Origin of the sequence: Rhodococcus sp. WMMA185, from assembly GCF_001767395.1 — a bacterium.
GTDB lineage: Bacteria > Actinomycetota > Actinomycetes > Mycobacteriales > Mycobacteriaceae > Rhodococcus_F.
Genome location: NZ_CP017014.1, coordinates 2,059,257 through 2,084,832 on the forward strand (window position 1 = coordinate 2,059,257; position 25,576 = coordinate 2,084,832).

Annotated in this window: 22 protein-coding genes; 3 read left to right on the forward strand and 19 right to left on the reverse strand. The window is 64.6% G+C overall.

Annotated elements, in window-relative coordinates:
- The first annotated feature begins 34 nt into the window (after window positions 1-34).
- The gene (locus tag BFN03_RS09110) at window positions 35-538 is read left to right on the forward strand and encodes an SRPBCC family protein (protein ID WP_070378747.1); all 504 of its coding nucleotides are present in this window, start codon (window positions 35-37) and stop codon (window positions 536-538) included.
- Between the two features lie 20 nt (window positions 539-558).
- Here the strand turns inward: BFN03_RS09110 and BFN03_RS09115 are convergent, their stop codons facing one another.
- From BFN03_RS09115 to BFN03_RS09170, 12 genes are all read right to left on the reverse strand, one after another.
- The gene (locus tag BFN03_RS09115) at window positions 559-2,346 is read right to left on the reverse strand and encodes an ABC transporter ATP-binding protein/permease (RefSeq protein WP_070380760.1); all 1,788 of its coding nucleotides are present in this window, start codon (window positions 2,344-2,346) and stop codon (window positions 559-561) included.
- Between the two features lie 99 nt (window positions 2,347-2,445).
- The gene (locus BFN03_RS09120; protein WP_070378748.1) at window positions 2,446-3,366 is read right to left on the reverse strand and encodes an acyl-CoA thioesterase; all 921 of its coding nucleotides are present in this window, start codon (window positions 3,364-3,366) and stop codon (window positions 2,446-2,448) included.
- Window positions 3,367-4,785, reverse strand: coding sequence for a pyruvate kinase (gene pyk / locus BFN03_RS09125; protein WP_070378749.1), 1,419 nt, complete (start codon window positions 4,783-4,785; stop codon window positions 3,367-3,369). It abuts the gene before it with no gap.
- A gap of 57 nt (window positions 4,786-4,842) precedes the next feature.
- Complete coding sequence (locus BFN03_RS09130) at window positions 4,843-6,345, reverse strand: glutamate synthase subunit beta (protein WP_070378750.1); 1,503 nt, start codon at window positions 6,343-6,345, stop codon at window positions 4,843-4,845.
- Window positions 6,338-10,918: a glutamate synthase large subunit gene (gltB, locus tag BFN03_RS09135; protein ID WP_070378751.1), complete on the reverse strand. Its 4,581-nt coding sequence runs from the start codon at window positions 10,916-10,918 to the stop codon at window positions 6,338-6,340. Before gltB ends, BFN03_RS09130 begins: the two co-directional genes overlap by 8 nt.
- A 278-nt stretch (window positions 10,919-11,196) precedes the next feature.
- On the reverse strand, window positions 11,197-12,036 hold the full coding sequence (locus tag BFN03_RS09140; protein WP_070378752.1) for a TM2 domain-containing protein: 840 nt from the start codon (window positions 12,034-12,036) through the stop codon (window positions 11,197-11,199).
- Window positions 12,029-13,060, reverse strand: coding sequence for a prolipoprotein diacylglyceryl transferase (gene lgt / locus BFN03_RS09145; RefSeq protein ID WP_070378753.1), 1,032 nt, complete (start codon window positions 13,058-13,060; stop codon window positions 12,029-12,031). The genes BFN03_RS09140 and lgt overlap by 8 nt, the downstream gene beginning before the upstream one ends.
- The gene (trpA, locus tag BFN03_RS09150; RefSeq protein WP_070378754.1) at window positions 13,057-13,860 is read right to left on the reverse strand and encodes a tryptophan synthase subunit alpha; all 804 of its coding nucleotides are present in this window, start codon (window positions 13,858-13,860) and stop codon (window positions 13,057-13,059) included. Before trpA ends, lgt begins: the two co-directional genes overlap by 4 nt.
- Complete coding sequence (trpB, locus tag BFN03_RS09155; protein ID WP_070380761.1) at window positions 13,857-15,176, reverse strand: tryptophan synthase subunit beta; 1,320 nt, start codon at window positions 15,174-15,176, stop codon at window positions 13,857-13,859. The genes trpA and trpB overlap by 4 nt, the downstream gene beginning before the upstream one ends.
- Before the next feature lie 61 nt (window positions 15,177-15,237).
- Window positions 15,238-16,047, reverse strand: a complete 810-nt coding sequence (gene trpC / locus BFN03_RS09160; RefSeq protein WP_070380762.1) for an indole-3-glycerol phosphate synthase TrpC — start codon at window positions 16,045-16,047, stop codon at window positions 15,238-15,240.
- Between the two features lie 85 nt (window positions 16,048-16,132).
- Entirely contained in the window at window positions 16,133-16,846 is a 714-nt protein-coding gene (locus BFN03_RS09165; protein WP_070378755.1) for a TIGR02234 family membrane protein, read from the reverse strand.
- The gene (locus BFN03_RS09170; RefSeq protein ID WP_070378756.1) at window positions 16,843-18,438 is read right to left on the reverse strand and encodes an anthranilate synthase component I; all 1,596 of its coding nucleotides are present in this window, start codon (window positions 18,436-18,438) and stop codon (window positions 16,843-16,845) included. Before BFN03_RS09170 ends, BFN03_RS09165 begins: the two co-directional genes overlap by 4 nt.
- Before the next feature lie 57 nt (window positions 18,439-18,495).
- Between BFN03_RS09170 and BFN03_RS09175 the strand changes: the two genes are divergently transcribed.
- Window positions 18,496-18,960 carry a peroxiredoxin gene (locus BFN03_RS09175; protein ID WP_070378757.1) on the forward strand — a complete coding sequence of 155 codons (465 nt, stop codon included), beginning with the start codon at window positions 18,496-18,498 and terminating at the stop codon, window positions 18,958-18,960.
- A 586-nt stretch (window positions 18,961-19,546) separates the two neighbouring features.
- Complete coding sequence (locus BFN03_RS09180) at window positions 19,547-20,491, forward strand: glycoside hydrolase family 16 protein (protein WP_070378758.1); 945 nt, start codon at window positions 19,547-19,549, stop codon at window positions 20,489-20,491.
- A 293-nt stretch (window positions 20,492-20,784) separates the two neighbouring features.
- On the opposite strand, the gene hisI is transcribed toward BFN03_RS09180, so the two are convergent.
- From hisI to BFN03_RS20600, 7 genes are all read right to left on the reverse strand, one after another.
- Window positions 20,785-21,129, reverse strand: coding sequence for a phosphoribosyl-AMP cyclohydrolase (hisI, locus tag BFN03_RS09185; RefSeq protein WP_070378759.1), 345 nt, complete (start codon window positions 21,127-21,129; stop codon window positions 20,785-20,787).
- Window positions 21,126-21,899, reverse strand: a complete 774-nt coding sequence (hisF, locus tag BFN03_RS09190) for an imidazole glycerol phosphate synthase subunit HisF (RefSeq protein WP_070378760.1) — start codon at window positions 21,897-21,899, stop codon at window positions 21,126-21,128. Before hisF ends, hisI begins: the two co-directional genes overlap by 4 nt.
- Window positions 21,896-22,729, reverse strand: coding sequence for an inositol monophosphatase family protein (locus BFN03_RS09195; protein ID WP_070378761.1), 834 nt, complete (start codon window positions 22,727-22,729; stop codon window positions 21,896-21,898). The genes hisF and BFN03_RS09195 overlap by 4 nt, the downstream gene beginning before the upstream one ends.
- A gap of 11 nt (window positions 22,730-22,740) precedes the next feature.
- Window positions 22,741-23,475, reverse strand: a complete 735-nt coding sequence (priA, locus tag BFN03_RS09200) for a bifunctional 1-(5-phosphoribosyl)-5-((5-phosphoribosylamino)methylideneamino)imidazole-4-carboxamide isomerase/phosphoribosylanthranilate isomerase PriA (RefSeq protein WP_070378762.1) — start codon at window positions 23,473-23,475, stop codon at window positions 22,741-22,743.
- A gap of 108 nt (window positions 23,476-23,583) precedes the next feature.
- The gene (gene hisH / locus BFN03_RS09205) at window positions 23,584-24,219 is read right to left on the reverse strand and encodes an imidazole glycerol phosphate synthase subunit HisH (RefSeq protein WP_070378763.1); all 636 of its coding nucleotides are present in this window, start codon (window positions 24,217-24,219) and stop codon (window positions 23,584-23,586) included.
- A complete protein-coding gene (locus BFN03_RS09210; protein WP_070378764.1) occupies window positions 24,216-25,409 on the reverse strand; it encodes an MFS transporter in 1,194 nt (397 codons plus the stop codon). The genes hisH and BFN03_RS09210 overlap by 4 nt, the downstream gene beginning before the upstream one ends.
- Window positions 25,410-25,562, reverse strand: coding sequence for a hypothetical protein (locus BFN03_RS20600; RefSeq protein WP_198163436.1), 153 nt, complete (start codon window positions 25,560-25,562; stop codon window positions 25,410-25,412). It abuts the gene before it with no gap.
- Window positions 25,563-25,576 lie beyond the last annotated feature (14 nt).

The window sequence follows — 25,576 nt, forward strand, 5'->3', positions numbered from 1 at the left end:
CACACAGGTATGCCCTCTAGTGCGGAGGTCACAAATGAATCCCGGCACCGTCAGCTTTACCTACGACGGGCGTGTCGCACTTCGATTCGAGCAATCGTTGTCGCACCCGCCGGAGAAGGTGTGGCGTGTTCTCACCGATCCGCAATGCCTGAAGGCGTGGTTCCCCGCCGAGGTCGAATTCGACCTCACACCCGGTGCTGAACTGGTATTTCGGGTGACCCCGGAACAGGTGCGCCGATTCGGTCTACCCGAAGATCACACCACCACCGGGACGGTCATCTCCGTTCGTCCGGCTCACATACTCGAATACCTGTGGGATGCCGAAACGCTGCACTGGGAACTCGTTCCGGACGGAACCGGTGGCTGTTGGCTGACCCTCACCCACACCGTCGAAGAGGAAGAGTCCGCCTACGCCCACGCCGCGGGCTGGCACGCCGGACTCGAAGTCGTCGAGGCCCAACTCGACGGCCGCACCGTCGACTGGTCACCGTGGGATCGAGCCGAAGAGCTCGCCGCGTCCTACCGCAAGACGTCGTAACGGCTCGAGCGGATCCCAGGTCACCGCACCAGTTCCGACTCCGACCACCGCCCCTCCCCCTCGAGCTCCACTCTGCGGGAATGAAATTGGTTCAGCGTGCTGCGGTGACCAACGCTCAGGACGATGCTGCCCGGAAGTTCGGACCCCAGGAGGGTGTAGAGCGAAAACTCGAGTCCTTCGTCTATCGCCGACGTGGCCTCGTCGAGGAAGACCACGGCGGGACGGGCAATCAGCACTCGCGCGAATGACAATCTCTGCTGCTCCCCCGGCGAGAGGATGCGACTCCAGTCCGCGACCTCGTCGAGTCGGTCGCCCAGATTTCCCAGGGCCACCTTCGCCAGTGCGTCACGCACAGTGTCGTCCACTGCCGATGGTTCCTTCGGGTACGCCAGTGCGGTCCGAAGCGAGCCGAGAGGCAGATACGGGCGCTGAGAGAGGAAGATCGCCTCTCCGGCCGGCCGCGACACCGTGCCCGTGGCATAGGGCCACAAGTCGGCCAGCGTACGTAGCAGCGTGGTCTTACCCGAGCCTGAGGGGCCGCTCACCAGCAACGACTCGCCGGGCTTCACGATGAGGTCGAGTCCTTCGATGAGCACCTCCCCTGACGGGACCCGGACGTCGAGGTTCGAGATCTCGAGGTCGTCACCCCCTTTACCGGTCTTCAGAATGGGCAATTCGGCGGCATGCTGGTTGTCGTTGGCGAGTCCATTGAGCCTGATGAGCGTCGCGCGGAAACTCGCGAAATCGTCATACGACTCACGGAAGAACGACAGCGAGTCGTGAACCTGCCCAAATGCCTGCGACGTCTGCATGACGTCACCGAGGGACACCTGACCGGCGAACAGCCGCGGACCCTGCACGAGGAACGGAAAAATGACCGCCGTCTGGTTGACGCTGAGGTTCCACCCACTGAACTTCAGCGTCCGGAAGACGATGTTCCACATGTTCCGGATCACCTCGGCGAACCGCCCGGCCAGCGTGCGGCGCTCAACGTCTTCGCCGCGGTAGAAGGCGATGCTCTCGCCGTACTCCTTCACCCGGATCAGGGCGTAGCGAAAGTTTGCACCGAGTTTCTCGTTGAGGAAATTCAACTTGATGAGGGGCCGGCCGATCCAGAACGCCACCGCCGTGGTCACCAGCACGTAGATGTAGACGAGGAAGATCATCGCCCGCGAAATCTCGACGCCGAAAACCGTCATCGGACCGGACAGGTCCCACAGGATTCCCGTGAAGGACACGATCGACAGCACCGCCGTGACGGCGCCCATCGACAGGGTCCGCGACGTCGTGACGAAGTTGGTGATGTCGGTCTGAATACGCTGATCGGGATTGTCGATCGCGTCCTCGAGGAACCGGTCGCGGTAGTACGCGCGACCGTCGAGCCAGCCGTCGACCAAATGATGATTGAGCCAGGTCCGCCAGTCGATGTCGAGCGTTTGTCCGATCAGAAAGTCGATCAGCGCGCGCGAGACGTGAACCGTCGCCAGTATCGCGAAGACGCCCAGAAAGCGCCAGAACGCCGACTCGTCCAGATTCTGGATCGAATCGTAGAAGTCGTTGTACCAATACGAGAACAGCACCGTCACCCGTACGGCGAACACGGTCGAGAGCATCAACACCGCGAGGATCGACAGCGGTTTGAGGCTGCGCCTGGGATTGAAGTAGGGCGCCGCGAAACGCCAGAACTGCCTACCCCACCTGGTGAACCGGGCCAGCAGAACGACCACGACGGCGAACGCCGCCACTGTCATGATGTATGCCTGCAACAGCCACATCAGGCTGTCCCAGATCACGTTGTTCCAGTTCAAACCCACATCCCCAATCACGAGGTGACGCTCACGAGAAGGGATCGAGAGCAAACCCTGGGTCTCTCGATCCCTTCCTTCTCAGGCTCTGCGGGTGGTGAACTACCGATCGAGGCTGTTCGCCGCCGCAGGAACGACCTGAGCGCAATCCCTGCGGGGGAAATGGCGTATCAGGCCTTCCTGAACGACGGTAGCGAGCAACTGGCCCTCGAGTGAGAAGAATCGGCCGGTCGCCAGCCCACGGGAACCCGCTGCCACAGGCGACTCGGTGTCGTACAGCATCCATTCGTCGAACCTGAACGGCCGGTGGAACCAGATCGAATGGTTGACGGTGGCCGCGACGATCCGGTCCAGCCCCCACGACAGACCGTGGGTGGTGATGATGGAATCGAGAACTGTCGTGTCCGATGAATAGCCCATGACGGCGAAGTGCACCAAGGGGTCGTCGGGAAGCTCCCCGTCCGCCTTCATCCAGACTCGATTGTGCGTGAGCTTCTCGCCGGTCCCCTTCATGATCCAAGACGGATCGTTCGCGTAACGCATGTCGATGGGCTTGAGGGCATCGACGAATCCCTTCAGCCGTTCCTCGTAGCCCAGTAGATGGTCGCCCAGCGGAGGCAGCGTGTCCGGAAAAGGGACGTCGGGCACCGTGACCGCGTGCTCGAGCCCCTCCCCCCAATCTTGGAAGGCCGCAAGCATGACGAACAGCTCCTGACCGTTCTGCCATGCCGTGACCTGACGGTTCGCGAACGCCCGGCCGTCGCGGTGCCGCTCCACCCGGTACTCAATGTAGTCCTTGACGTCGCCGCCACGGATGAAGTGGGCGTTGACGGCGTGTACGGCTCGCTCGCCGGTCACGGTACGGCCGGCAGCGATGAGCGCCTGGGAGATCAACTGCCCCCCGAAAGTCCTGCTGCCCACCTGCGCGGGATGCCGACCTCTGTAGGTGTCCTCGCCGATTCTCTCGAGATCGAGCAGATCGAGAAGGGTTTGGAGATCGGTCTTCGCCGCGACTTCGGTCACCTAATGGTCCTCTTCCCCGATTCTGTGGACATGGATCAAATTGGTTGAGCCTACGGTGCCGGGCGGCGATCCGGCGACGATTATCACCAATTCACCCTTCTCGCAGCGCTCGAGTCCGAGCAGCGCGCTGTCGACCTGGCGCACCATGGCGTCCGTATCATCGACCGGGTCCACGAGAAACGTCTCGGTCCCCCACGTCAGAGACAACTGACTCCGCACCTCAGGCAATGGTGTGAACGCCAGCAACGGCAGCGGAGTGTGCAGGCGCGCAAGACGCCGCACCGTGTCGCCGGACTGGGTGAACGCAACCAACGCCTTTGCATCGAGTCGCTCGCCGATGTCTCGGGCCGCATAGGAGATCACTCCGCGCTTGGTCCGTGGAACGTGCGTCAACGGCGGCACGCGAGTCGACTCACCCTCCACGGCCTCCACGATTCGGGCCATCGTCCGCACGGTTTCCATGATGTATTTGCCGACCGACGTCTCACCGGACAGCATCACGGCATCGGCGCCGTCGAGAACGGCATTCGCCACGTCCGACGCCTCGGCCCTCGTAGGCCGCGAGTTCTCGATCATCGACTCGAGCATCTGCGTCGCGACGATCACCGGCTTCGCGTTCTCACGGGCGATCTGAATGGCCCGCTTCTGTACCAGCGGCACCTGCTCGAGCGGCAGCTCGACACCGAGGTCACCACGAGCAACCATCACCGCGTCGAACGCGAGGACAATCGCTTCGAGGTTGTCTATCGCCTCAGGCTTCTCGAGCTTCGCGATGACCGGGATGCGGCGACCGACCCGATCCATCACGGCATGAACCAGTTCTATGTCCGCCGGTGACCGCACGAAAGACAGGGCGACGAAGTCGACGCCGAGCCCGAGCGCGAATTCGAGGTCGGCGATGTCCTTGTCCGACAGCGCCGGGACCGACACATTCATCCCCGGCAGGGACAAACCCTTGTTGTTGCTGACGGGGCCACCCTCGGTGACCCGGCAGATGACGTCGTTGCCTTCGACGTCTTCGACGACGAGACCCACCTTGCCGTCGTCGACGAGAAGCCGATCGCCTACTTTGGCGTCCTCGGCCAACTGCTTGTAGGTGGTCGAAACTCGGTCGTGGGTCCCCACGCAATCTTCGACGGTGATGCGCACGACCTCGCCGGTGGCCCATACTGTGCGGTCCTCCGCGAACCGTCCGAGCCGAATCTTCGGTCCCTGCAGGTCCGCGAGGATACCCACCGCTTTCCCTGTCTCATCCGAGGCTGCGCGGACACGCTTGTAGTTCTGCTCGTGGTCGGAGTGATCGCCGTGGCTGAAGTTCAGCCGGGCCACGTCCATACCGCTTTCGACCAGTTCCCGGATACGGTCACTGCTGGCGGTGGCGGGTCCAAGTGTGCATACGATTTTCGTGCGTCGGTTCACGGCGTCGAGCCTAGTCGTACCGAGCGACCTTCTCTATTTCCTCCGTTTCGTACGACTTCACACAACCGCGAGTGGGAGCGACATCGGATGCACCGGTGACGGGAGGTCCGAAGCGCCGGTGAGGTACACGTCAACCGCACGCGCGGCAGACCGGGCCTCCGCGATTGCCCACACTACGAGCGACGCACCCCGATGCGCGTCGCCGCAGACGAAGACGCCGGGTGCCGTGGTCTGCCAGTCGGGTCCACACGAGAGGACGCCGCTCCGGGTCGGAGTCAGGCCGTAGTCGTCGAGCAGCGGCCCGAGGTCGACACCCTCGAATCCGATAGCGAACAATGCAAGTTCGCAAGGTAGTTCGATCTCTTCGCCTATCGGCGTGATCGTGCGTTTGCCGCCCTCACGGGTGACCTGGACCTCAGCGAGGACCATCGACCGGACATTGCCGTGCTCGTCTCCGAGGAAGCGCTGCACCGCAACCTGATACCGGCGGACACCACCCTCGGCGTGCGCGGGAGACGTGCGCAGCACCATCGGCCACGCCGGCCACGGCGTCGCGGACTCGTCTCGCACCATGGGCAACTCCGGGTTGTAGTCCAACTGAGTCACCGACAGCGCACCCTGCCGGTGCGCGGTTCCGAGGCAGTCGGCGCCCGTGTCTCCCCCTCCGATGATGACAACGTGTTTGCCCTTCGCGGTGATCTCCGAGCGGCCGTCGCCCTCACACTCCCTGTTGGCCGTGACGAGGTGTTCCATCGCGAGGTGGATCCCACCCAACTCCCGGCCCTCGACCGACGGGTTGTCGCGCGCACGCAAGGCTCCGATTGCGAGGACCACCGCGTCGAACGTGCCTCGTAGCTGCTCGACCGTGACATCGACCCCGACCTCGCAGTCGGTGACGAAACGCGTTCCCTCGGCTCGCATCTGCATGAGCCGCTGATCGAGAACAGACTTCTCCATCTTGAACTCCGGGATGCCGTAACGCAGCAAGCCCCCGAGCCTGTCGTCACGCTCGTAGACGGTGACGTCGTGTCCCGCACGAGTCAGCTGCTGCGCCGCGGTGAGACCCGCTGGGCCGGAACCGATCACCGCCACCGAGCAACCGGAAGAGATCATAGGCGGCTTGGGCTCGACTATGCCGGACTCCCATGCGGCGTCGGCGATGGCCTGTTCTATCCGCTTGATGGTGACGCTTCCGGTCGTGTACGTGTCGGCGAGCGCCAGCACGCACGCCGACTCGCACGGGGCGGGGCACAACCGTCCGGTGAACTCCGGGAAATTGTTGGTGGCGTGGAGCCGTTCACTCGCCTCCGACCACCGACCGCGCCGCACCAGATCGTTCCACTCGGGGATCAGGTTCCCCAGCGGGCAACCCGCACTCCCCGAGAGGCAGAACGGAATTCCGCAGTCCATGCACCGTGTCGCCTGTTCGGACACCTCGGCCGCGCGCTCCGCCGGACTCTGGGGTGCCGCCACCTCGTTCCAGTCGTGCACCCGCTCCGAGACGGGACGCTTGCGCGCCTCTTTCTTGGCGATGCGGAGAAAACCCTGTGGATCAGCCACGTGTCGCCTCCATGATCGCGGTGTCGACGTCGAGTCCGCCCGCCTTGGCGATACGGGTCGCCTCCAGCACCCGCTGGTAGTCCACCGGCATCACCTTCGTGAACAGTGCCGAGCGCCGGGCCCAGTCGGCGAGCACCGAGGCCGCTACTGCGGAGCCGGTCCAGCGGTGGTGCCGGGCAACCGCCTCATGCAGCCAGTCGAGGTCGTCGGGGTCGGGCTGTAGCAACTTCACCATCGCTTGGTTCACCTTTGCCGGGTCGAGGTCCAGGACGTACGCGATACCCCCCGACATTCCGGCCGCCAGGTTCCGCCCTGTCTGTCCCAGGACCACTACGCGCCCGCCAGTCATGTATTCGCAGGCGTGGTCGCCGACGCCCTCCACGACTGCCGAGGCGCCGGAATTACGCACCGAGAAGCGTTCACCCACACGTCCCCGGAGGTACATCTCCCCCGAAGTCGCCCCGTACAGCAGCGTGTTGCCTGCGATCACCTGAGTCTCGGCTGCGAAGAGAACATCGGGGGCAGGCCGAACGGCAATTCGCCCACCCGACAACCCTTTTCCGACGTAATCATTCGCGTCACCTACGAGATCGATGGTGATACCAGGTGGCAGAAACGCCCCCAAGGACTGCCCCGCCGAGCCGGTGAGTGTCAGCCGGATCGTGTCGTCGGGCAGGCCTGCGGCACCGTAGCGGCGGGTGACCTCCGCTCCGAGCAGGGTGCCGACCGTCCGGTTGACGTTGCGTACAGGCATCTGGATCTCTACCGCGTGCGCGTCTTCCAGCGCACCCTCGGCGAGCTGAATGAGCGTGCGGTCCAGGGCTCGGTCGAGCCCGTGGTCCTGGTCGCGGATCCTGCGTCGCGGAGACGACGCAACCGAGGGCCCGCTTGGAACGCCGAAGATCGGTGTCAGGTCGAGTCCACGATTCTTCCAGTGCGCGATCCCTTCCGCGGTGTCGAGAACCTCCGCGTGCCCGACCGCCTCGTCGATGCTGCGGAATCCGAGATCCGCGAGATACTGCCGGACGTCCTCGGCGATGAAACGGAAGAACTCCTCCACGAACTCCGGTTTGCCGGTGTATCGCTTGCGCAGTTCCGGATTCTGGGTGGCAACACCGACTGGACAGGTGTCGAGATGGCAGACCCTCATCATCACGCACCCGGCCACGATGAGCGGGGCTGTGGAGAATCCGAACTCCTCCGCACCGAGCAACGTCGCGACCACAACGTCTCGGGCGGTGCGCAAGCCACCGTCGCACTGGACGGTAATGCGATCGCGCAATCCGTTGAGAACGAGTGTCTGCTGCGTGTCGGCCAAGCCGATCTCCCAGGGTGCCCCCGCATGCTTCATCGACGTGAGGGGAGTTGCACCCGTGCCTCCATCGTTGCCGGAGATGAGAACCACGTCGGCGTGCGCCTTACTGACTCCGGCAGCGACCGTGCCCACGCCCACAGAGCTGACCAACTTCACATGAACCCGCGCTTGATGGTTGGCGTTCTTCAGGTCGTGGATCAGCTGCGCGAGATCCTCGATCGAATAGATGTCGTGGTGCGGCGGTGGCGAGATCAATCCGACGCCGGGCGTTGAATGGCGGGTCTCCGCGATCCAGGGATATACCTTGAATGCGGGCAACTGGCCGCCTTCACCCGGCTTGGCTCCCTGCGCAATTTTGATCTGGATGTCGCTGGCGTTGATCAAGTAGACACTGGTGACGCCGAAACGCCCGCTTGCCACTTGCTTGACGGCGCTACGCCGGGTCGGATCGTAGAGGCGATCGATCTTCTCGCCGCCCTCCCCGGAATTCGAGCGTCCACCGAGATTGTTCATCGCAACGGCCATGGTCTCGTGCGCCTCGGCGGAGATGGACCCGTAGCTCATCGCACCGGTATTGAACCGGGTGACGATCTGCTCAACCGGCTCCACCTCGTCCAGCCGAACCGGCGGGCGCACGCCCTCGCGCAACGCGAACAGACCGCGCAACGCACCGCCGGCCTCGGCGAGCCGATTCACCTCGTCGCTGTACCTCGCGAAAACCTCGCGCCGCCCGGTTCGGGTGGCATGCTGTAGCAGAAACACCGTCTCCGGCGTGAAGAGATGCAGTTCGCCGTCGCGGCGGAACTGATACTCGCCGCCGTCCTGGAGTCGCCGGTGAGCGACCCCTGCCGGGTTGTCCGGATAGGCCTTACGGTGCCGGATCATCACCTCGCGGGCGATCTCGTCCAGACCGACACCACCAAGTTTGCTGACCGTGCCGGTGAAGTATTTGTCGACGAGGTCGTGGCCCAGTCCGATCGCCTCGAATACCTGCGCCGCAGTGTACGAACCGACCGTGCAGATGCCCATTTTCGACATCACCTTCAGCACGCCCCTGCCGAGCGCGGTGAGGTAGTTCCGGACAGCGATCGTGTGCGCCACGCCGGTGAGTTCACCCTCCGACACGAGGTCCTCTATCGACTCCATCGCAAGGTATGGATTGACGGCGGCCGCGCCGTACCCGATGAGCAGGGCGATATGGTGTACCTCTCGTGCGTCACCGGATTCGACCACCAGCGCCACCTTGGTGCGCTCCTTCGTGCGAACCAGATGGTGGTGTACCGCCGCCACCGCGAGCAGCGACGGGATGGGCGCTCGGGTGTGGTCCGAGTCCCGGTCCGAGATCACCAGAGTCCGATACCCGTCTGCGATCGCGGCGCTCGCCCTCGCACGCAACTCCTCGATCGCCTCCGCCATTCCCCCGCCGCCCCGTTCGACGTCGTACAACGCATGCAGGACCGTCGCCGCGAGACCGGGATAGTTGCCGTCCTCGTTGAGGTTGATGATCTTGTTCACATCGTCGTTGCCGAGTACCGGCCACGGCAGCACGATCTGGCGGCACGACGCCGCCGTAGGCTCGAGCAGATTCTCCTCCGGCCCCATGACCCGTGACAGTGACGTCACGATTTCCTCGCGTATGGCGTCGAGCGGAGGGTTGGTGACCTGCGCGAACAGTTCTATGAAGTAGTCGTAGAGCAGTCGCGAGCGTTGCGACATGACGGCGAACGGCGTGTCCGTGCCCATCGAGCCGAGTGCCTCGGTACCGGATGCCGCCATCGGCCCGAGCAGGATACGCAGATCCTCCTCGGTGTATCCGAACGCGACTTGGCGGCGCACCACGGACTCGTGATTGTGCTGGACGTGTGGACGGGCGGGCAGTGTCTTCAATTCGAGCAGGCCCGTATACAGCCACTCCCCATATGGATGCTCCGCGGCCAGACGTGCCTTGACTTCCTCATCAGGCACGACACGGCCTTCGGAGGTGTCGACCAGGAACATCCGCCCGGGCTCTAGCCGGCCTTTCGCCACGACCTCGGCCTGCGGCACGGCGAGCACGCCGCTCTCGCTCGCGAGGATCACCCGGCCGTCGACGGTCTGCCACCATCTGCCGGGCCGAAGACCATTGCGGTCCAGTACGGCCCCCACCACCGTGCCGTCGGTGAAGGTGACACACGCCGGCCCATCCCAGGGTTCCATCAGCGAAGCATGGAACTTGTAGAACGCCCGCACGTCGGGGCACATCTCGCCGTCGTTCTCCCATGCCTCCGGCATCATCATCGTGACCGCGTGCGGCAGGCTGCGCCCGGCGAGGTGGAGCAACTCCAGCACCTCGTCCAGCGACGCCGAATCCGAGGCTCCTGGAGTGCAGATGGGATATATCCGCCGGATGTCGCCCGGAATCGCCGCACTCGACAGCAATGCCTCCCGAGCCCGCATGCGGTTCCGGTTGCCTTGCACGGTGTTGATTTCCCCGTTGTGCGCGACGAAACGGAACGGATGCGCGAGCGGCCAGGAAGGGAACGTGTTGGTGGAAAACCTGCTGTGCACGATCGCGATCGCGCTCGCGATTCGCTCGTCGCGCAGGTCCGGAAAGTACTGCGAGAGCTGGGATGTGGTCAGCATTCCCTTGTAGACGAGGGTCCGGCTCGACAGCGACGCGAAGTACAGGCCGGTTCCGTCGGCCTCGACTTCGTCAGTGACCCGCTCGGCGCGCTTGCGTAGCGGATACACCAGGCGGTCCAGTTCCAGTCCACCCGGGCGGATTCCTCCGACCGAGGGCGCGGCAACGAAGACCTGGCTCATGTAAGGTTCGCAGGCCCGTGCACCGGCCCCGATGTCCGCACCGACCGGGTCGACGGGAACCTCACGCCAGCCGAGAATCTCCAGCCCTTCCTCGACGGCGATATCGCACACACGCTGCTGTGCGACCGCCCGCGCCTTCGGCTCTCTCGGCAGAAAGCAGACTCCCGCCGCATATGTGCTGGTTCGGTCGTCCGAACACGCCGGCAGATCGAACTCGATGACATCGCTGAAGAACTCTGTCGGCAGTTGGAGGAGGATGCCGGCGCCATCCCCGCTGTTCGGTTCCGAGCCTGCCGCACCGCGGTGCTCTAGGTTGTCGAGCGCGAGGAGCGCGTCCGAGACGATGGCATGCGAGCGGCGACCATGCAGGTCCGCCACCATGGCGACACCGCATGAATCGGCCTCGAGATCCGGGTCGTAGAGCCCCTGGGGCCCGGGCGACTGTGAGAACAGCACCGAAATCCTCCACATCGGCAGGCAAGACCACCATTGCGCGCGCCATGCGTGCTGTCGGCGGCCTCGGCTAGCGGGGTCGCCACGACGGGCGCCAACTGCGTTTCGGGGTCCTCCGGGACAGCATCGGCCCGTGAAGGTTTACTACCGGGCGTACACCCGGCGCGCTTAGTTTACCAGGACTTATACCCGTCGAGATATGCAACTTCGAGCCTGGAATCCGACCAGGACACGCCTGTGGCCCGTGTCGCATCAGCAACACGGGCCACAGAATGTGCTTGTCAGCTCCGGAGCGGTCTGCCTTCTCCGTCCTTGACGCTTCCCGAAAGCATCATGATTCCGTCGACGAATGCCCACAGCCATACGGCAGGCACAACGATGATCCCGATGACGACGAGAAGCAATACGTAGCCGACCAAGACTCCGAGCAACTGGGCGAGCCCCACGCCTGTGCTTCCGATGTACAGACGGCCGACTCCGCAGATCCCGAGAAAGCCGATGAGAATCTGGAGGAGCCCGGCGGTGGTCTTCGACTTGTCCGAATACGGTTCACCCGTCACCGGATCACGACCGAACGGAGCTGTCGGGTCGCCGTATGGGCTGTAGCCAGCGACCGCGTATCCGGGCTGCGCGAACCCGGGCTGAGGATATCCAGACCCCGGGAAACCCTGCTGGCCGTAGCCAGCCTGCTGGGCTGCGGCGAAGTTCGGGTCGGGAGCGCCGTAGACCGGGCCGCCGGATTGCTGTGGAGGCTGCTGGAAGCCGGGAGCAGACGCGGTCGGCGGAGTCGTCTCGCCCACATTCGGAAGCGCTGCGGTCGAATCGGTTCCGCTCGGAGCCGGGTAGGTGGGGGTCGACCCCCAACCCGGGCCATTGCCGACTCCAGAGTAGGTATCCCAACCCGGACCGGTGCCCGTCGATCCCGACGACGGAGTGGCCTCCGATGTGGCGGGCGGCTGCGACAATGAGGCTTCGGCGGTGGCGTCGTAATCGAAGGGTGAGCCGAACTCGGGCGGCAAGCCCGAATCGTTGCTGTCGCTCCCCTTACCGAGGTTCATCTTGTCCTGGTCGTCGGTCGCACCTGCGCCGGATTCATCGGATGCGCTCCCCGGTTCAGTCATTCACTTCATCCTTCTTGTCGCTGGTCTCCGCGTCTGTGGAAACGCTCAACTCCGTTTCGCCGGAGTCGCTCTTGTCGGCCGAAACCGACTCGCTCTCGTCTTCGGCCTTTCCGTCAGGCCCATTCTCGGAGATCTCCCCCACCACCGACGCGGGTTTCGCCGAACGCAGTTCCGCCGGATCTTCCCTGCCTTTGGTAGCGAACAAAAAGTACACCACGGCCAGGACAAAGACGATGGCCGAGGTGAACGAGTTCACGCGCACGCCCGCGATCAGGCTGGCATGATCGGTACGCATCAGTTCGATCCAGAAGCGACCTGCGCAGTAGCCGGCTACATACAGCGCGAACAGTCGTCCGTGGCCGATGCGGAAGCGGCGATCCACCCACACCAGTGCGATGACGACCAGCACGTTCCACAGCGCCTCGTACAGGAAGGTTGGGTGGACCACGAATGCCACCTCGCCGGTGGAGACACCGTCGATCAGGCTCGGCGATACCTGGCCCGCATCGTTACTCCTATAGAAGATCTCGAGTCCCCACGGCACCGTGGTCTCGCGGCCGTAGAGTTCCTGGTTGAAGTAGTTTCCGAACCTGCCGATCGCCTGCGCCAACAGGATCGCCGGCGCGATCGCATCACCGAATGCCGGCAGTGGGATTCCGCGACGGCGGCACCCGATCCACGCACCGACGGCGCCGAGCGCCACGGCTCCCCAGATCCCCAGACCGCCCTGCCAGATCTTCAGCGCGTCGGCGGGACGGCCGCCTTCGCCGAAGTACGTCGGCCAGTCGGTCATCACGTGGTAGAGCCGGCCACCGATCAGACCGAAAGGCACCGCCCACACGGCAATGTCGAGAACGGTGCCCTTCTCGCCGCCACGAGCGACCCAACGACGGTCGCCCCACACGATCGCGACGACGATGCCGACGATGATGCAGAGCGCGTATGCGCGTAGCGCAAGCGGCCCGACGTACCAGACGCCTTGAGGGGGGCTCGGAATATAGGCCAGTACCTGTGTGGAAGTCACGAAGCCACGTTAACCGAGCGGACACCCTCGGCAAGTTCCCTGGTGAGGGAACGCACCGCATCGAGGCCACTTTCGACCGCGGTGACCAGGGCAGAACCGACGATAACGGCATCGGCGTATGCGGCGATCTCGGCGGCCTGCGCCCCGGAGCGCACACCCAGTCCCACTCCCACCGGAATGTCGGAGTGCGCCCGGACACGAGCGCACAGCTCCGGCGCCATCGACGACACCGCGTTACGCGCCCCGGTGACGCCCATGGTGGATGCGGCGTACACGAAGCCACTGCTCGCATCGACGGTCATCGCGAGACGTTCCTCGGTCGAGGACGGGGCGACGAGGAAAATCCGGTCGAGATCGTGTTCCTTCGATGCGGTGAACCACTCACCCGCTTCCTCGGGAATGAGGTTGGGTGTGATCAGTCCGAGACCGCCTGCGCTTGCCAGGTCGCGAGCGAACGCATCGACGCCGTACTGCAGAACCGGATTCCAGTAGGTCATCACGACTGCCTTGCCGCCGACGGAAGCGATCTGCTCGACGACGGTGAACACGTCGCGAACGCGCACACCGCCCCGCAGCGCCGTCTCCGCTGCTGCTTGGATGGTCGGCCCGTCCATCACCGGATCCGAGTAGGCGATGCCGACCTCGACGATGTCGCAGCCAGACTCGACCATTGCCTTGACCACGTCAATGGACCCGGAAAGGGTGGGATAGCCGGCGGGGAGATATCCGACGAGGGCGGCCCGCTTCTCTTCGCGGCATTGCGCGAACGTCGGAGCCAGGCGCGAAAGTTGTTCGCTCATTTGGCCGAACCGTCCTTATCAATCGTCTTGCTGTCGGTCGCATTGCCGGAATCGAACAGGCCGAACCACCTTGCGGCGGTGTCCATGTCCTTGTCGCCACGTCCTGAGAGGTTGGTGAGGATGATTGCACCTTCTCCCAGTTCCCGGCCCAGCTTCAGCGATCCGGCGACAGCGTGGGCGGACTCGATGGCCGGGATGATTCCCTCCCGCTCGGACAGCAGGCGTAGCGCATCCATAGCCTCGGTGTCCGTGACCGGCTCGTACGTGGCGCGTCCGATGTCCTTGAGGAGCGCATGTTCTGGACCGACGCCCGGGTAGTCGAGACCCGCCGAAATCGAGTGCGACTCAATGGTTTGCCCATCCTCGTCCTGCAACAGGTATGAATACCCGCCTTGGAAGGCGCCGGGTGTACCCGCCGTGAAGGTGGCTGCGTGACGGCCGGTTTCGATGCCGTCACCGGCGGCCTCGTATCCCACCAGACGCACACCCGGGTCGTCGAGGAACGCGTGGAAGATTCCGATTGCATTGGAACCGCCGCCGACGCATGCAGTGACGGCATCGGGCAGTCGGCCCGTCATTGCCTGCACCTGGGCACGTGCCTCGAGGCCGATGACGCGCTGGAAGTCGCGGACCATGGTCGGGAAGGGATGTGGCCCGGCCGCTGTGCCGAAGCAGTAATAGGTATTGTGCGCGTTGGTAACCCAGTCGCGCAGTCCCTCGTTGATGGCGTCCTTGAGGGTCCTCGACCCAGACTCGACCGACACGACCGAGGATCCGAGCAGCCGCATCCGGGCCACGTTCAGCGCCTGCCGCTCGGTGTCGACAGCACCCATGAAGATGACGCATTCGAGGCCGAGAAGGGCACATGCGGTAGCGGTGGCCACGCCGTGCTGACCGGCTCCGGTCTCGGCGATGACGCGGGTCTTGCCCATCCGCTTGGCGAGCAACACCTGACCGAGCACGTTGTTGATTTTGTGTGAACCTGTGTGGTTGAGGTCTTCACGCTTGAGGATGAGACGAGCTCCACCGGCGAACTCGCTCATCCGCGTCGCCTCGAAGACTGGAGACGGACGACCGGTGTAGTCGCGCTGCAGACGATCGAGTTCCGACAGGAAGGCGTCGTCCGCACGCGCCTTCTCGTATTCGGCGGTGACTTCTTCGATCACAGCCATCAGGGCCTCCGGCACGTGCCGTCCTCCGTAGGCGCCGAAGTGCCCTCCGGCATCGGGGTCGTGCGTAGTGCGCTCGGCGATTCCGTCGCCGGCGGTTGGTAGGTCACCACCCTTGAAGACGATTTCCTGATTACGTAGGGTCATCGGTCCAGTCTGCCCCAACTTCATTCCCGTCGCCGATTGGGTCGACTCGACCGCCGTCTACTCAGCGCGAGGGCTTGGGGCAGGACGGGTGCGCGCCGGCGTTCACCAGATCAGCCACAGCCTTGCGCGGATCCCCGCTGGTGACGAGCCCCTCCCCGACCAGCACCGCATCCGCTCCCGCACCCGCGTATGCCAACAGGTCTGCCGGGCCGCGTACGCCGGACTCGGCGATCTTGATGACCTCCGTGGGAAGTCCCGGAGCGATCTCACCGAAAACGTTCGGGTCGACTTCGAGATTCTTCAGGTTGCGGGCATTGACCCCGATCACCTTGGCCCCCGCCTCCAACGCTCGGTTGGCTTCGTCCTCGGTATGGACCTCGACCAGCGCCGTCATCCCCAGCGATTCCGTCCGATCGATCAACGACACCAGAGCGTCCTGTTCCAGGGCCGCGACGATGAGCAGCACGACGTCGGCACCGTGTGCTCGCGCTTCGTGAATCTGGTACGGGCCGACGATGAAGTCCTTGCGCAGAATCGGGATGCTCACCGCCCGGCGCACGGCATCGAGATCCGCTAGGGAACCGTGGAACCGACGCTCCTCGGTGAGCACACTGATCACCCGTGCACCGCCCGCCTCGTATGTGGCGGCGAGTTCCGCCGGGTCGGCGATCTCGGCAAGCGCACCCCTGGACGGGCTCGCCCGCTTCACTTCGGCGATGACTCCGATACCGGGCTCGAGTAGGGCGGCGGCCGCATCGAGCGCCGGAGGCGCAGCAGCAGCAGCGGCCTTGACTCCAGCAAAGTCGAGAACGGCTTCGCGGGCAGCGACATCGGCACGCACCCCGTCGAGAATCGAGTCGAGAACGGTCATCGTGCCCAAGTCCTTTCTGGGCGGAAACCCGATGTAAGGATCGATGTCAAGGTTGAGGCCAGCCTAGATGGCACTGTGACGCTGTTTACATTCGGGTACCCGGGTCGCCGCCGGTGTCGTCAACGTGCTCGACACCGTCGCCCCTGCTGTCGCCCGCGGTGGGATCTTCACCGGCGTCCAGAGCGTCCCACAGTGCCCGCTGCGTCACCGGACCGTCGGCCGCGGTACCTCCCTTCTCTGCCGCCGCACGCCTGGCCCCCGGACTGTCGTACCTGGACGAAAGTCCAGCCTCTGCGCGGGGACGGCTCATCAGCTCGGCTGCTGCGGCGAGGGCTGCCAGGGCGCCGACCAGGACGAGGATCGCCGGCGCCGCATATATGTCGACGGATTGAACCACGGCGCGGGCCGGGAGTTCGGCCAACCTACCTGCCTCGTCATACGACGCCCCGACCATGAGTAGGAGGATGGCTGGGACGGCGGCGGAGACCGCGACCGCAGCGACGAGCACGCCGAGCACACGAAGCGCCCAACCTTTGACAGCGAACGAAGCGGCGACGGCGGCAACGAGCGTCAGCGCGAGTGGGGTGAGCGCAGCCGCCCAGGTTCCCCCCACGAGTGCAGAGGTGCGCTCTTCACCGAGTCCGTCGGCGGAAGTGACCTCCACCCAGGTCATGCGGGACGCGGCCCACAAGAACCCTGCGGCGACACCGAGAAGCCCCACCGAGACAACCGGCCGGCGACGCCCGGTCGTGGACGCCGACTGCCGCGACGATTCGGCGGGCTGCGAGGAATCTGTCACCGTGCACCGCCCCCTGACGTGTGAACCGGTCGCAATGTGTGGGCGGCCGCGATGGCACCGAGTACGGCCATCGCCTTGTTGCGGGCCTCATTGTCCTCGTATTCGGGAACCGAATCCGCGACTACTCCAGCACCCGCCTGGACGTACCCGATGCCGTCTTTGATCACCGCGGTCCGGATCGCGATCGCAGTATCGGCGTCGCCTGCGAAGTCGAGGTAGCCGACGATGCCGCCATATACCCCGCGCCGGGTGTGCTCGAGTTCCTCGATCAGCTGCATGGCCCGCACTTTCGGCGCCCCCGACAGCGTGCCCGCGGGGAAGCACGCAGTGACGGCGTCGAGGGCCTGCTTTCCTTCCGCAAGGTGACCGGTGACGGTGGAAACCAGGTGCATCACGTGGCTGTACCGCTCGATGTGGCGGTAGTCGTGGACTTTCACCGTTCCCGGTTCGCATACCCGACCCAAGTCGTTGCGGCCCAGATCGACGAGCATCAGGTGCTCGGCGTTCTCCTTCTCGTCAGCGAGAAGATCCTTCTCGAGGAGGAGATCATCTTCCTCGGTGGCACCACGCCACCTGGTTCCGGCGATCGGATGTGTGGTGGCGACACCCTCCGACACTGTCACCAGAGCCTCCGGACTCGACCCGACGATGGCGAAGGCAGTCTCGTCGTCCCCGTTCGGCACGTTGACGAGGTACATGTAGGGGCTGGGATTGGAAGCACGCAGCATCCGGTAGACATCGATCGGGTCCGCGGTGCAGTCGATCTCGAAGCGCTGCGAGAGCACCACCTGGAATGCCTCGCCGGCCTCGATATCCCCTACGAGTTTCTTCACATCGGCGCCGAAACCTTCGGTGGTGCGCTGACGCCGGTAGTCGGGAGCGGGCTTCGTGAACGTCGACACCGTCGAGGCCGCCGGAGCAGACAGCGCCGCGGTCATACGCTCTAGGCGCGCGATCGCGTTGTCGTAGGCCTCGTCGACGTGTTCGTCTGTGCCGTCCCAGTTGACCGCGTTGGCGATCAGTGTGATGGCACCCTCGTGATGGTCGACCGCCGCGAGGTCTGTGGCGAGCAGCATGACCATCTCGGGGATCTGCAGATCGTCGAGGGCATGTTCACCGATGCGCTCGATTCTGCGCACAGCGTCGTACCCGAGGAAGCCGACCATTCCACCGGTCAGGGGCGGCAGATCGGGGAGTCGCTCGGTCCGCAGCAACTCCAGCGTTGCGCCGAGTGCCGCGATCGGATCGCCGCCGGACGGTACTCCTGCGGGGACGTTGCCGTACCAGACCGCTTCACCGTCGACGACGGTGAGCGCGGCCGGACTGTCCACACCGATGAATGACCACCGCGACCACGATCGACCGTTCTCTGCAGACTCGAGCAGAAACGTACCGGGTCGACCCGCCGCGAGCTTGGAATACGCCGACAGCGGGGTCTCTGCGTCGGCCAGCACCTTGCGGGTCACCGGGACCACCCGGTGTTCTGCGGCGAGCGCATGAAACTGCTCGCGCGTCGTGGTCGAATTCGACGCGCCTGAAGGCTCGGTGGCGGCAGAAATAGGCGTGGGAATCGTAGTAGGCTCGCCGTGCATGCCCCTATCATCCCAGGCGCATCCGTCGTGCCTACGTGCACGGTAACCTCGGCACTTATGAAGCCAGGTCAGATCGCCCCGGAATTCACCCTGCCCGACCAGGACGGAGTCGAACGCTCACTATCGAGCCTGCTCGAAGACGGTCCTCTGGTGTTGTTCTTCTACCCCGCAGCCTCGACGCCGGTTTGCACCGCCGAAGCCTGCCACTTCCGCGACCTCGGTGCAGAGTTCTCCGCCGTCGGCGCATCCCGCGCCGGCATCAGCATCGACGCCGTCGACAAGCAGGCATCCTTTGCGCAAGAGCAATCCGTCGACTACCCGCTGCTGTCGGACGCCGACGGCGCCGTGGCGGAGAAGTTCGGAGTCCGTCGTGGGCTGCTGGGCAAACTTGCACCGGTGAAGCGATCCACGTTCGTCATCGATACCGACCGCACGGTGCTCGAAGTGATTTCCAGCGAGTTCCGAGCCAACACTCACGGCGACCAAGCCCTCGCGTTCCTGCAGACCCGCCAGGCCACCTGAGCCCGCGCGCGAGAGGCGCCGAGCAACTGGCACATGTTTCGACTGCCGTCTTCGCCTATGTTCTTCGCCGATCTTGCGCGCACTGACGTGCTCCCGCCGGTGCGCGCAAGAGAGCCTGCCTCTCAACATATTTCGTGGTAGCGGCCTCAAGTGCTCGCGGCAGTGCTGTTGAAGGTCACGGGACAGTCTGCTCTTTCAGAGCAGACAGCACTTGCGAAGTGCTCGCAGCGGTCTGCCGTGTCGGCTCGTTTCGGCAAGTCGTTTGCAAACCGTGTACAGACCGGTAGGTCTCGAAATCTCTTGCGGCGCAACTTGCACCTGTGGACACGACCGTCCACAGGTGCAGGTAAGGCCCTTTAGGCCAGCCGCACGGCCCTGCTCGGCACACGCCCCGCCTCGTTCGAGATCACCTCCGGGCCACAGGACTTCATTCTGCTCCGACAACCCGTGAAGACGACAACCCGTGAAGACTCGGTATAGACAACCCCGCCCATGCCGAGTAGACCTACATGCGGAGTCCTCCGGAGAGAGAACCTGCACGACGGACCTCTGGAGACAACTTCATACGGACTACAAGGAGCTATACATGTCCAAATCTTTGCGTATCTTCACCAGCCGCGACTCGCGTTCCGGTCGCCGAACGTCTTCGGTCTTGATCTCAACCCTCGGCTCTGCCGCCGTTCTCGCTCTGACGACGGTGAGCGTTGCAGGGTTCACCGGTGTGCCGGTAGCGCTCGCCAATCCGGCGCCACTCGGAACGGTGATCTTCGAAGACGATTTCGAAGGACCAGCCGGCTCCCCCATCGATGAATCCAAATGGATCTACGACCCCGGCTTCGGTGAAAACAACGAGCTACAGCAATACACCGACGGTACGGACAACATCTCGCTCGACGGCGACGGGCACCTACAGATCACAGCCAAGATGAACGAGGGCACCGATCTGAGCGATCCCCAGGTCGGCGACTTCACATCGGGACGAATCAACACCTCGGAATCATTCAACCCGACGTACGGCCACTTCGAGGCGCGGATCAAGCTCCCCATCGGACAAGGGATCTGGCCCGCGTTCTGGATGTTGGGTAGCGACTTCACAGAAGTAGGGTGGCCGCAGAGCGGTGAGATCGACGCCATGGAGTACAAGGGCAGCGAACCAGGCACTGTCCACGGCACAATCCACGGGCCCGGATACGAAGGCGACGAAGGCCCCACCACCAGCTTCACTCTTCCCGACGGCCAGAAGCTCTCCGACGACTTTCATACCTATGCTGTCGACTGGTCCCCGAACCTGATCACGTGGACGCTGGACGGCAAACAGTACGCAAGCCGGACACCGCTGGACATCGGCATGGGAAACCAATGGGTCTTCGACCACCCGTTTTTCATGATTCTCAACGTCGCTGTCGGCGGTAACTTCTCCGGAAACCCCGACCCCACCACATCGTTCCCCCAAACCATGTTGGTGGACTATGTGCGCGTCACCAGTAACACCCCTGCATGGACCGGAAGTCTCACGCCACAAGCTAAATGACCAGTTCGGTTCCGTGCCCCGATCTCCCCGAGCCCCGATCTCACTGAACCGAGGCACGGAACCGAACTCACCATGTGTCCTCGAACGCATGCCACGGCCGTCGAGTTCCAGTGCCCGCGAACGCTCGATGAGCCCGCTTGTTGTGATGGACACAACGCACCAGGCATTCCCTCAACACGAGCCCCGGGTGGGCAACCACTCGACGACACCCTAAGGGTTCATCGGTGGATCAGACAGTGCTCCACCTGATGATTCGCTTTGGTCTCGAACAGCCGAATCTGTTCGTCCGCAACCTATTCGCCGCGCAGCAGTACGTCGGAATCGAAGCACGTGTGCGTCCCGGTGTGACACGCGGCACCCACCTGATCGACGACGAGCAGGACCGTGTCGCCGTCGCAGTCCAGGCGCACCTCGTGCACGTACTGGGTATGCCCCGACGTCTCGCCCTTCACCCAGTACTGCTGACGCGACCGCGAGTAGTACGTACCCTTGCGGGTCTCGAGCGTACGCGCGAGAGCCTCGTCGTCCATCCACGCGACCATCAACACATCGCCGGTCGACTTCTCCTGCGCCACAGCACTGAACAACCCGGCCTCGTTGCGTTTGAGCCGGGACGCGATGGCCGGATCGAGACTCATCGGACCGCAATCCCTTCTTCGCGCATGGACTTCTTCACATCGCCGATGGTCATGTCGCCGAAGTGGAACACGCTGGCCGCCAGCACTGCGTCAGCACCTGCCCCGATCGCGGGGGCGAAGTGCTCGACGGCACCCGCCCCGCCGCTCGCGATCACCGGTACGTGCACGGCGGCGCGCACGGCGCGGATCATCCGCAGGTCGAATCCCGCCTTTGTGCCGTCCGCGTCCATCGAGTTGAGCAGGATCTCCCCCACCCCCAATTCGGCGCCGCGAACCGCCCACTCGACCGCGTCGATCCCGGTTCCCCGTTTGCCGCCGTGCGTGGTCACCTCCCAGCCGGACTCGGTGGAAGGTCCACCCTCCGGCGTGGTCCGTGCGTCCACCGACAACACGATGCACTGCGAACCGAAGCGTTCACTCAACTCACGCAACAATTCCGGCCGGGCGATGGCTGCGGTGTTCACGCTCACCTTGTCTGCTCCGGCCCGCAGCAGTCGATCCACGTCCTCGGCCGTACGGACTCCGCCACCGACCGTCAGGGGGATGAAAACCTGCTCCGCCGTCCGACTCACGACGTCGAGCATGGTGCCCCGATCCGCAGTGGACGCGGTGACGTCGAGAAAGGTGAGTTCGTCTGCGCCCTGGGCATCGTAGGCGGCAGCCAGTTCGACCGGATCACCGGCATCTCGCAGATTCTCGAAGTTGACACCCTTGACGACGCGGCCGTCATCGACGTCCAGACACGGTATTACCCGAACTGCCAAAGTCATTGCGCGTGCCCTTCCTCGAGCCCTGAACGTGGGTCACCCAACGACCCGAGAATATCGAGAATCTCGCCGTGCACACCCGGTGCACCAGCGAGCACCGAACCCGAGTCGATGGTCCACGGATCGCCTGCCAAGTCCGTTACGACGCCACCGGCAGCCCGCACCAACGCGACACCCGCCGCATTGTCCCAAGCATTGTGACCGAACACTACTGCGCCGCCCAGTATTCCGGCAGCAGTGAACGCAAGATCCACACCTATCGATCCGTGAATCCGGATACGCGACGACACCCTACTCAACTGCGCCAGGACCTTCAGCCGATAGGAGCCGGGAATGCGGCCATGGCTGTCGATATTGAAGGCACCCATGCCTACGATCGATGAAGCCAGCGAGCTCCGACTCAGCCTCGGCAGTGGCCGTCCGCTCTCGAGCAAGGGTCCGTCTGCGATGGCGGCGTACCGCCGGCCGACAAGCGGTAGCCAAGTGAGACCCAGAACCGGCACACCGGCATCGAGGAGCGCGAGCAGTATGCCCGCAGTGGGCAGCCCCGCCGAGTAGTTGAAGGTGCCGTCAATGGGATCGAGCACCCAGATGGGTCCGCTACCGAGGTCAGGACCGCCGAACTCCTCACCGTGGACATCGATACCGGTCCGATCGCGCAGTTCCCCGGTCAACCGTTTCTCGAGCTCGAGATCGACGGCGGTAGCGAAGTCATCGGGACCCTTGTGCACCGCGCTTGGCGCCCCTACTCCGGAGACGAAACGGTCGTGCACACCGTCGAGTAGTTCGGCGGCGATGGCAAGTAGTTCCTGGGGGTCGCGGGACAGACTCATTGTCGGTGCATTCAGCCCGAGACCGCGTCGAGTGCTTCGCGAAGGGTGAACCGTCCCGCGTAGAGCGCCTTCCCGACGATGGATCCCTCGACTCCCTGGTCGACGAGCCCGGCAATCGCCTCGAGGTCACCCAACGTCGAGACCCCGCCTGACGCGACGACAGGCGCTTCGGTGGCCGCGCAGACTTGCGCGAGGAGCTCGAGATTCGGGCCGGTGAGTGTGCCGTCCTTGCTCACATCGGTAACGACATATCGAGAGCAGCCGTCCTTGTCGAGTCTGGCGAGGGTGTCCCATAGGTTCCCGCCCTCGGTCACCCAGCCGCGGCCGCGGAGCTGATAGTCACCGTTGACGAGCCGTACGTCGAGGCCGACTGCGATCTTGTCGCCATGCTTCGCTATCGCGCGGGCACACCAGTCGGGATTCTCGATGGCGGCGGTCCCGAGGTTGACGCGTCCACACCCGGTGGCCAGTGCTGCCTCGAGCGACGCGTCGTCGCGGATTCCGCCGGACAGTTCCACCTGGACGTCGAGTTCGCCCACCACATCGGCGAGCAGTTCATGATTGGAACCGCGCCCGAAAGCGGCATCGAGGTCGACGATGTGCACCCACTCGGCGCCGTCGTTCTGCCATGCGAGTGCGGCGTCGCGCGGCGAGCCGTATCCGGTCTCGGTGCCGGCCTCCCCTTGGACGAGGCGAACAGCTTCTCCGTTGACGACATCTACAGCGGGCAAAAGAACCAGGCTCACGTGCGACAACCCTAGTCGCTGTGCGGCGGGAACCGGGCCTCGGGTCCTCTCCGCCGAGTCCGGACGTAGCGCGGGAATCGCGTCACACGACGCACCGCGGAACGCGCGCTACAGGCTGCCGACCCAATTGAGGAGCAACTCCGCACCCGCGTCTCCGGACTTCTCGGGGTGGAACTGCGTGGCGGACAGCGCACCGTTCTCCACGGCGGCGAGAAACTTGCCGCCGTAGTCGGCCCACGTCAGTGCCGGGGGCGCTAGCCGTTCCGGCGTCGGTAGTTCCCAGGTCTGGGCGGCATACGAGTGGACGAAGTAAAAGCGGGTGTCGGGGTCGATCCCAGCGAACAGGGTGCTGTTGTCCGGTGCCTCGACGGTATTCCAGCCCATGTGCGGCAAAACGTCGGCCTGCAGGCGCTCGACAGTACCTGGCCATTCGCCGCAGCCATCGGCCGCGACGCCGAATTCGACGCCGCGTTCGAAGAGGATCTGCATGCCGACGCAGATTCCGAGGACCGGTCGCCCGCCTGCGAGCCGCTGACCGATGATCCGTTCGCCGCGAACCGCACGAAGTCCCTCCATACACGCCGCGAATGCGCCCACACCGGGAACGACGAGACCATCGGCCGCGAGCGCCACCTTCGGGTCGGACGTGACCTCGACGGTCGCGCCGGTTCTGGCCAGCGCGCGGGTGGCCGAATGCAGATTGCCGGAACCGTAGTCGAGGATGGCGATCTTTGGGGCGCTCATGCGGTCACCCTATCCGGCCGCGCACCCGCCCCGAGCGCGCGGTGGGCGACCATTCCGACGGCCGGAACGACCGCTGCCGCCATCGCCGCGACTGCGAAGACCCAGAAGTATCCCGCCAAGGAGGCAACAACACCGAGTGCGAGGGACCCGAGCCCCGCACCCGCGTCGAATCCGATGTTCCAACCCGCGCTCGCGGCGCCGAACCGCGAGGGGCCCGCGGCGGTGAAGACCATCACCAGCGACTCGTTCTGCACCGCGCCGAAGCCGAACCCGAAGGCGATCGCCGCGCATACCAACAACGCCGCGTGAGCGTGCGTTGCCTCACCGAGGGCGAACAGCACCAGTCCGGCGCATACCAACGCCAGGGCGGGCACCAGTAGGCGACCCACTCCGATTCGGTCCGAGACGAACCCCGCCGTATACCGTCCCAGGAGTGTCGCTCCGCTCGAAACCGCGAGAATGACCCCCGCGAACGAGGCCCGGTCTTCCAGTGCAATGGGCAGCAGGCTGGACAGACCACCGAAAGCTGCAGCGGCGACGGCAATCGCCAGCCACGGTATGACAAGAACCCACAATGGAATACGCCCGTAGGACGCTCGATCGGGGCGGTTCTCGATCGCGGGCAATCGTGCGATCGCGACTACGGCGACCATTGGGATCAGGGCCCCCAACACGAAGACAGGGGTAGCAGACCAACGCTGCATGATCGCCAGGCCCACAGGAAGACCCACCATCTGTGATCCGGCGACCGCGATTCCCTGGGCGCCCGTCGCCCGCCCGAGAATCTCGCGTGGCGCGAGCTCGGCAACCAGCGCAGACCCGGCGACAGTGAGCATTCCGAAGCCCGTTCCGCGCAAGGCCGACACGGCGAGAACGGGGACCGCGTGGACGGAAAGTAACAGCAGCAACGATGGTGGGCCGAGCAGCATGCACCCGGCTGCGAGTACCCACCGGTGTCCCCACCGGCGCAGGAGCCTGGGCACCGCCAGTTGAGTCACGACGGTCGCGGCCATGAAGACGGCGGTGACACTGCCGGCCAGTGCGTCCGAACCGCCGGACAAAGACACCACCAGGGGAACGACGGGCAGCAAGACGGCCCATCCACCGAACGCGGCCGCACCCATCACCATGGCGGTGGGCAGACCGGGTGTGCGGAAGAGGCCGCGGCGTGGTTCTGCGGCGGCCGTCATCTACACCAACCTGAGAACGCCCGCCACTGCGGCGAGCACAGCCAAGGCCAGAAGAACACCCGATGCCAGCTTGTTCAACTTCCACATCGAGTAGGCGCCGCCCGCCGCGATTCCCGCGGCGATGAAGAAGACGTAGACCAGGACGACACTCACGAACCGGACTTCCC

Bases quoted from the DNA above. Each gene is read 5' to 3' on its own strand.
- hisI (WP_070378759.1), bottom strand. From the start codon at position 21,129: ATGAGTCTCGATCCGGCCATCGCGTCCCGGCTCAAACGCAACGAGGCC.
- BFN03_RS09170 (WP_070378756.1), bottom strand. From the start codon at position 18,438: ATGCACGGCGAGCCTACTACGATTCCCACGCCTATTTCTGCCGCCACC.
- trpA (WP_070378754.1), bottom strand. From the start codon at position 13,860: ATGAGCGAACAACTTTCGCGCCTGGCTCCGACGTTCGCGCAATGCCGC.
- BFN03_RS09140 (WP_070378752.1), bottom strand. From the start codon at position 12,036: ATGACTGAACCGGGGAGCGCATCCGATGAATCCGGCGCAGGTGCGACC.
- trpB (WP_070380761.1), bottom strand. From the start codon at position 15,176: ATGACCCTACGTAATCAGGAAATCGTCTTCAAGGGTGGTGACCTACCA.
- BFN03_RS09210 (WP_070378764.1), bottom strand. From the start codon at position 25,409: ATGACGGCCGCCGCAGAACCACGCCGCGGCCTCTTCCGCACACCCGGT.
- BFN03_RS09195 (WP_070378761.1), bottom strand. From the start codon at position 22,729: ATGAGTCTGTCCCGCGACCCCCAGGAACTACTTGCCATCGCCGCCGAA.
- hisH (WP_070378763.1), bottom strand. From the start codon at position 24,219: ATGAGCGCCCCAAAGATCGCCATCCTCGACTACGGTTCCGGCAATCTG.
- BFN03_RS09110 (WP_070378747.1), top strand. From the start codon at position 35: ATGAATCCCGGCACCGTCAGCTTTACCTACGACGGGCGTGTCGCACTT.
- BFN03_RS09180 (WP_070378758.1), top strand. From the start codon at position 19,547: ATGTCCAAATCTTTGCGTATCTTCACCAGCCGCGACTCGCGTTCCGGT.
- hisF (WP_070378760.1), bottom strand. From the start codon at position 21,899: ATGACTTTGGCAGTTCGGGTAATACCGTGTCTGGACGTCGATGACGGC.
- BFN03_RS09175 (WP_070378757.1), top strand. From the start codon at position 18,496: ATGAAGCCAGGTCAGATCGCCCCGGAATTCACCCTGCCCGACCAGGAC.
- trpC (WP_070380762.1), bottom strand. From the start codon at position 16,047: ATGACCGTTCTCGACTCGATTCTCGACGGGGTGCGTGCCGATGTCGCT.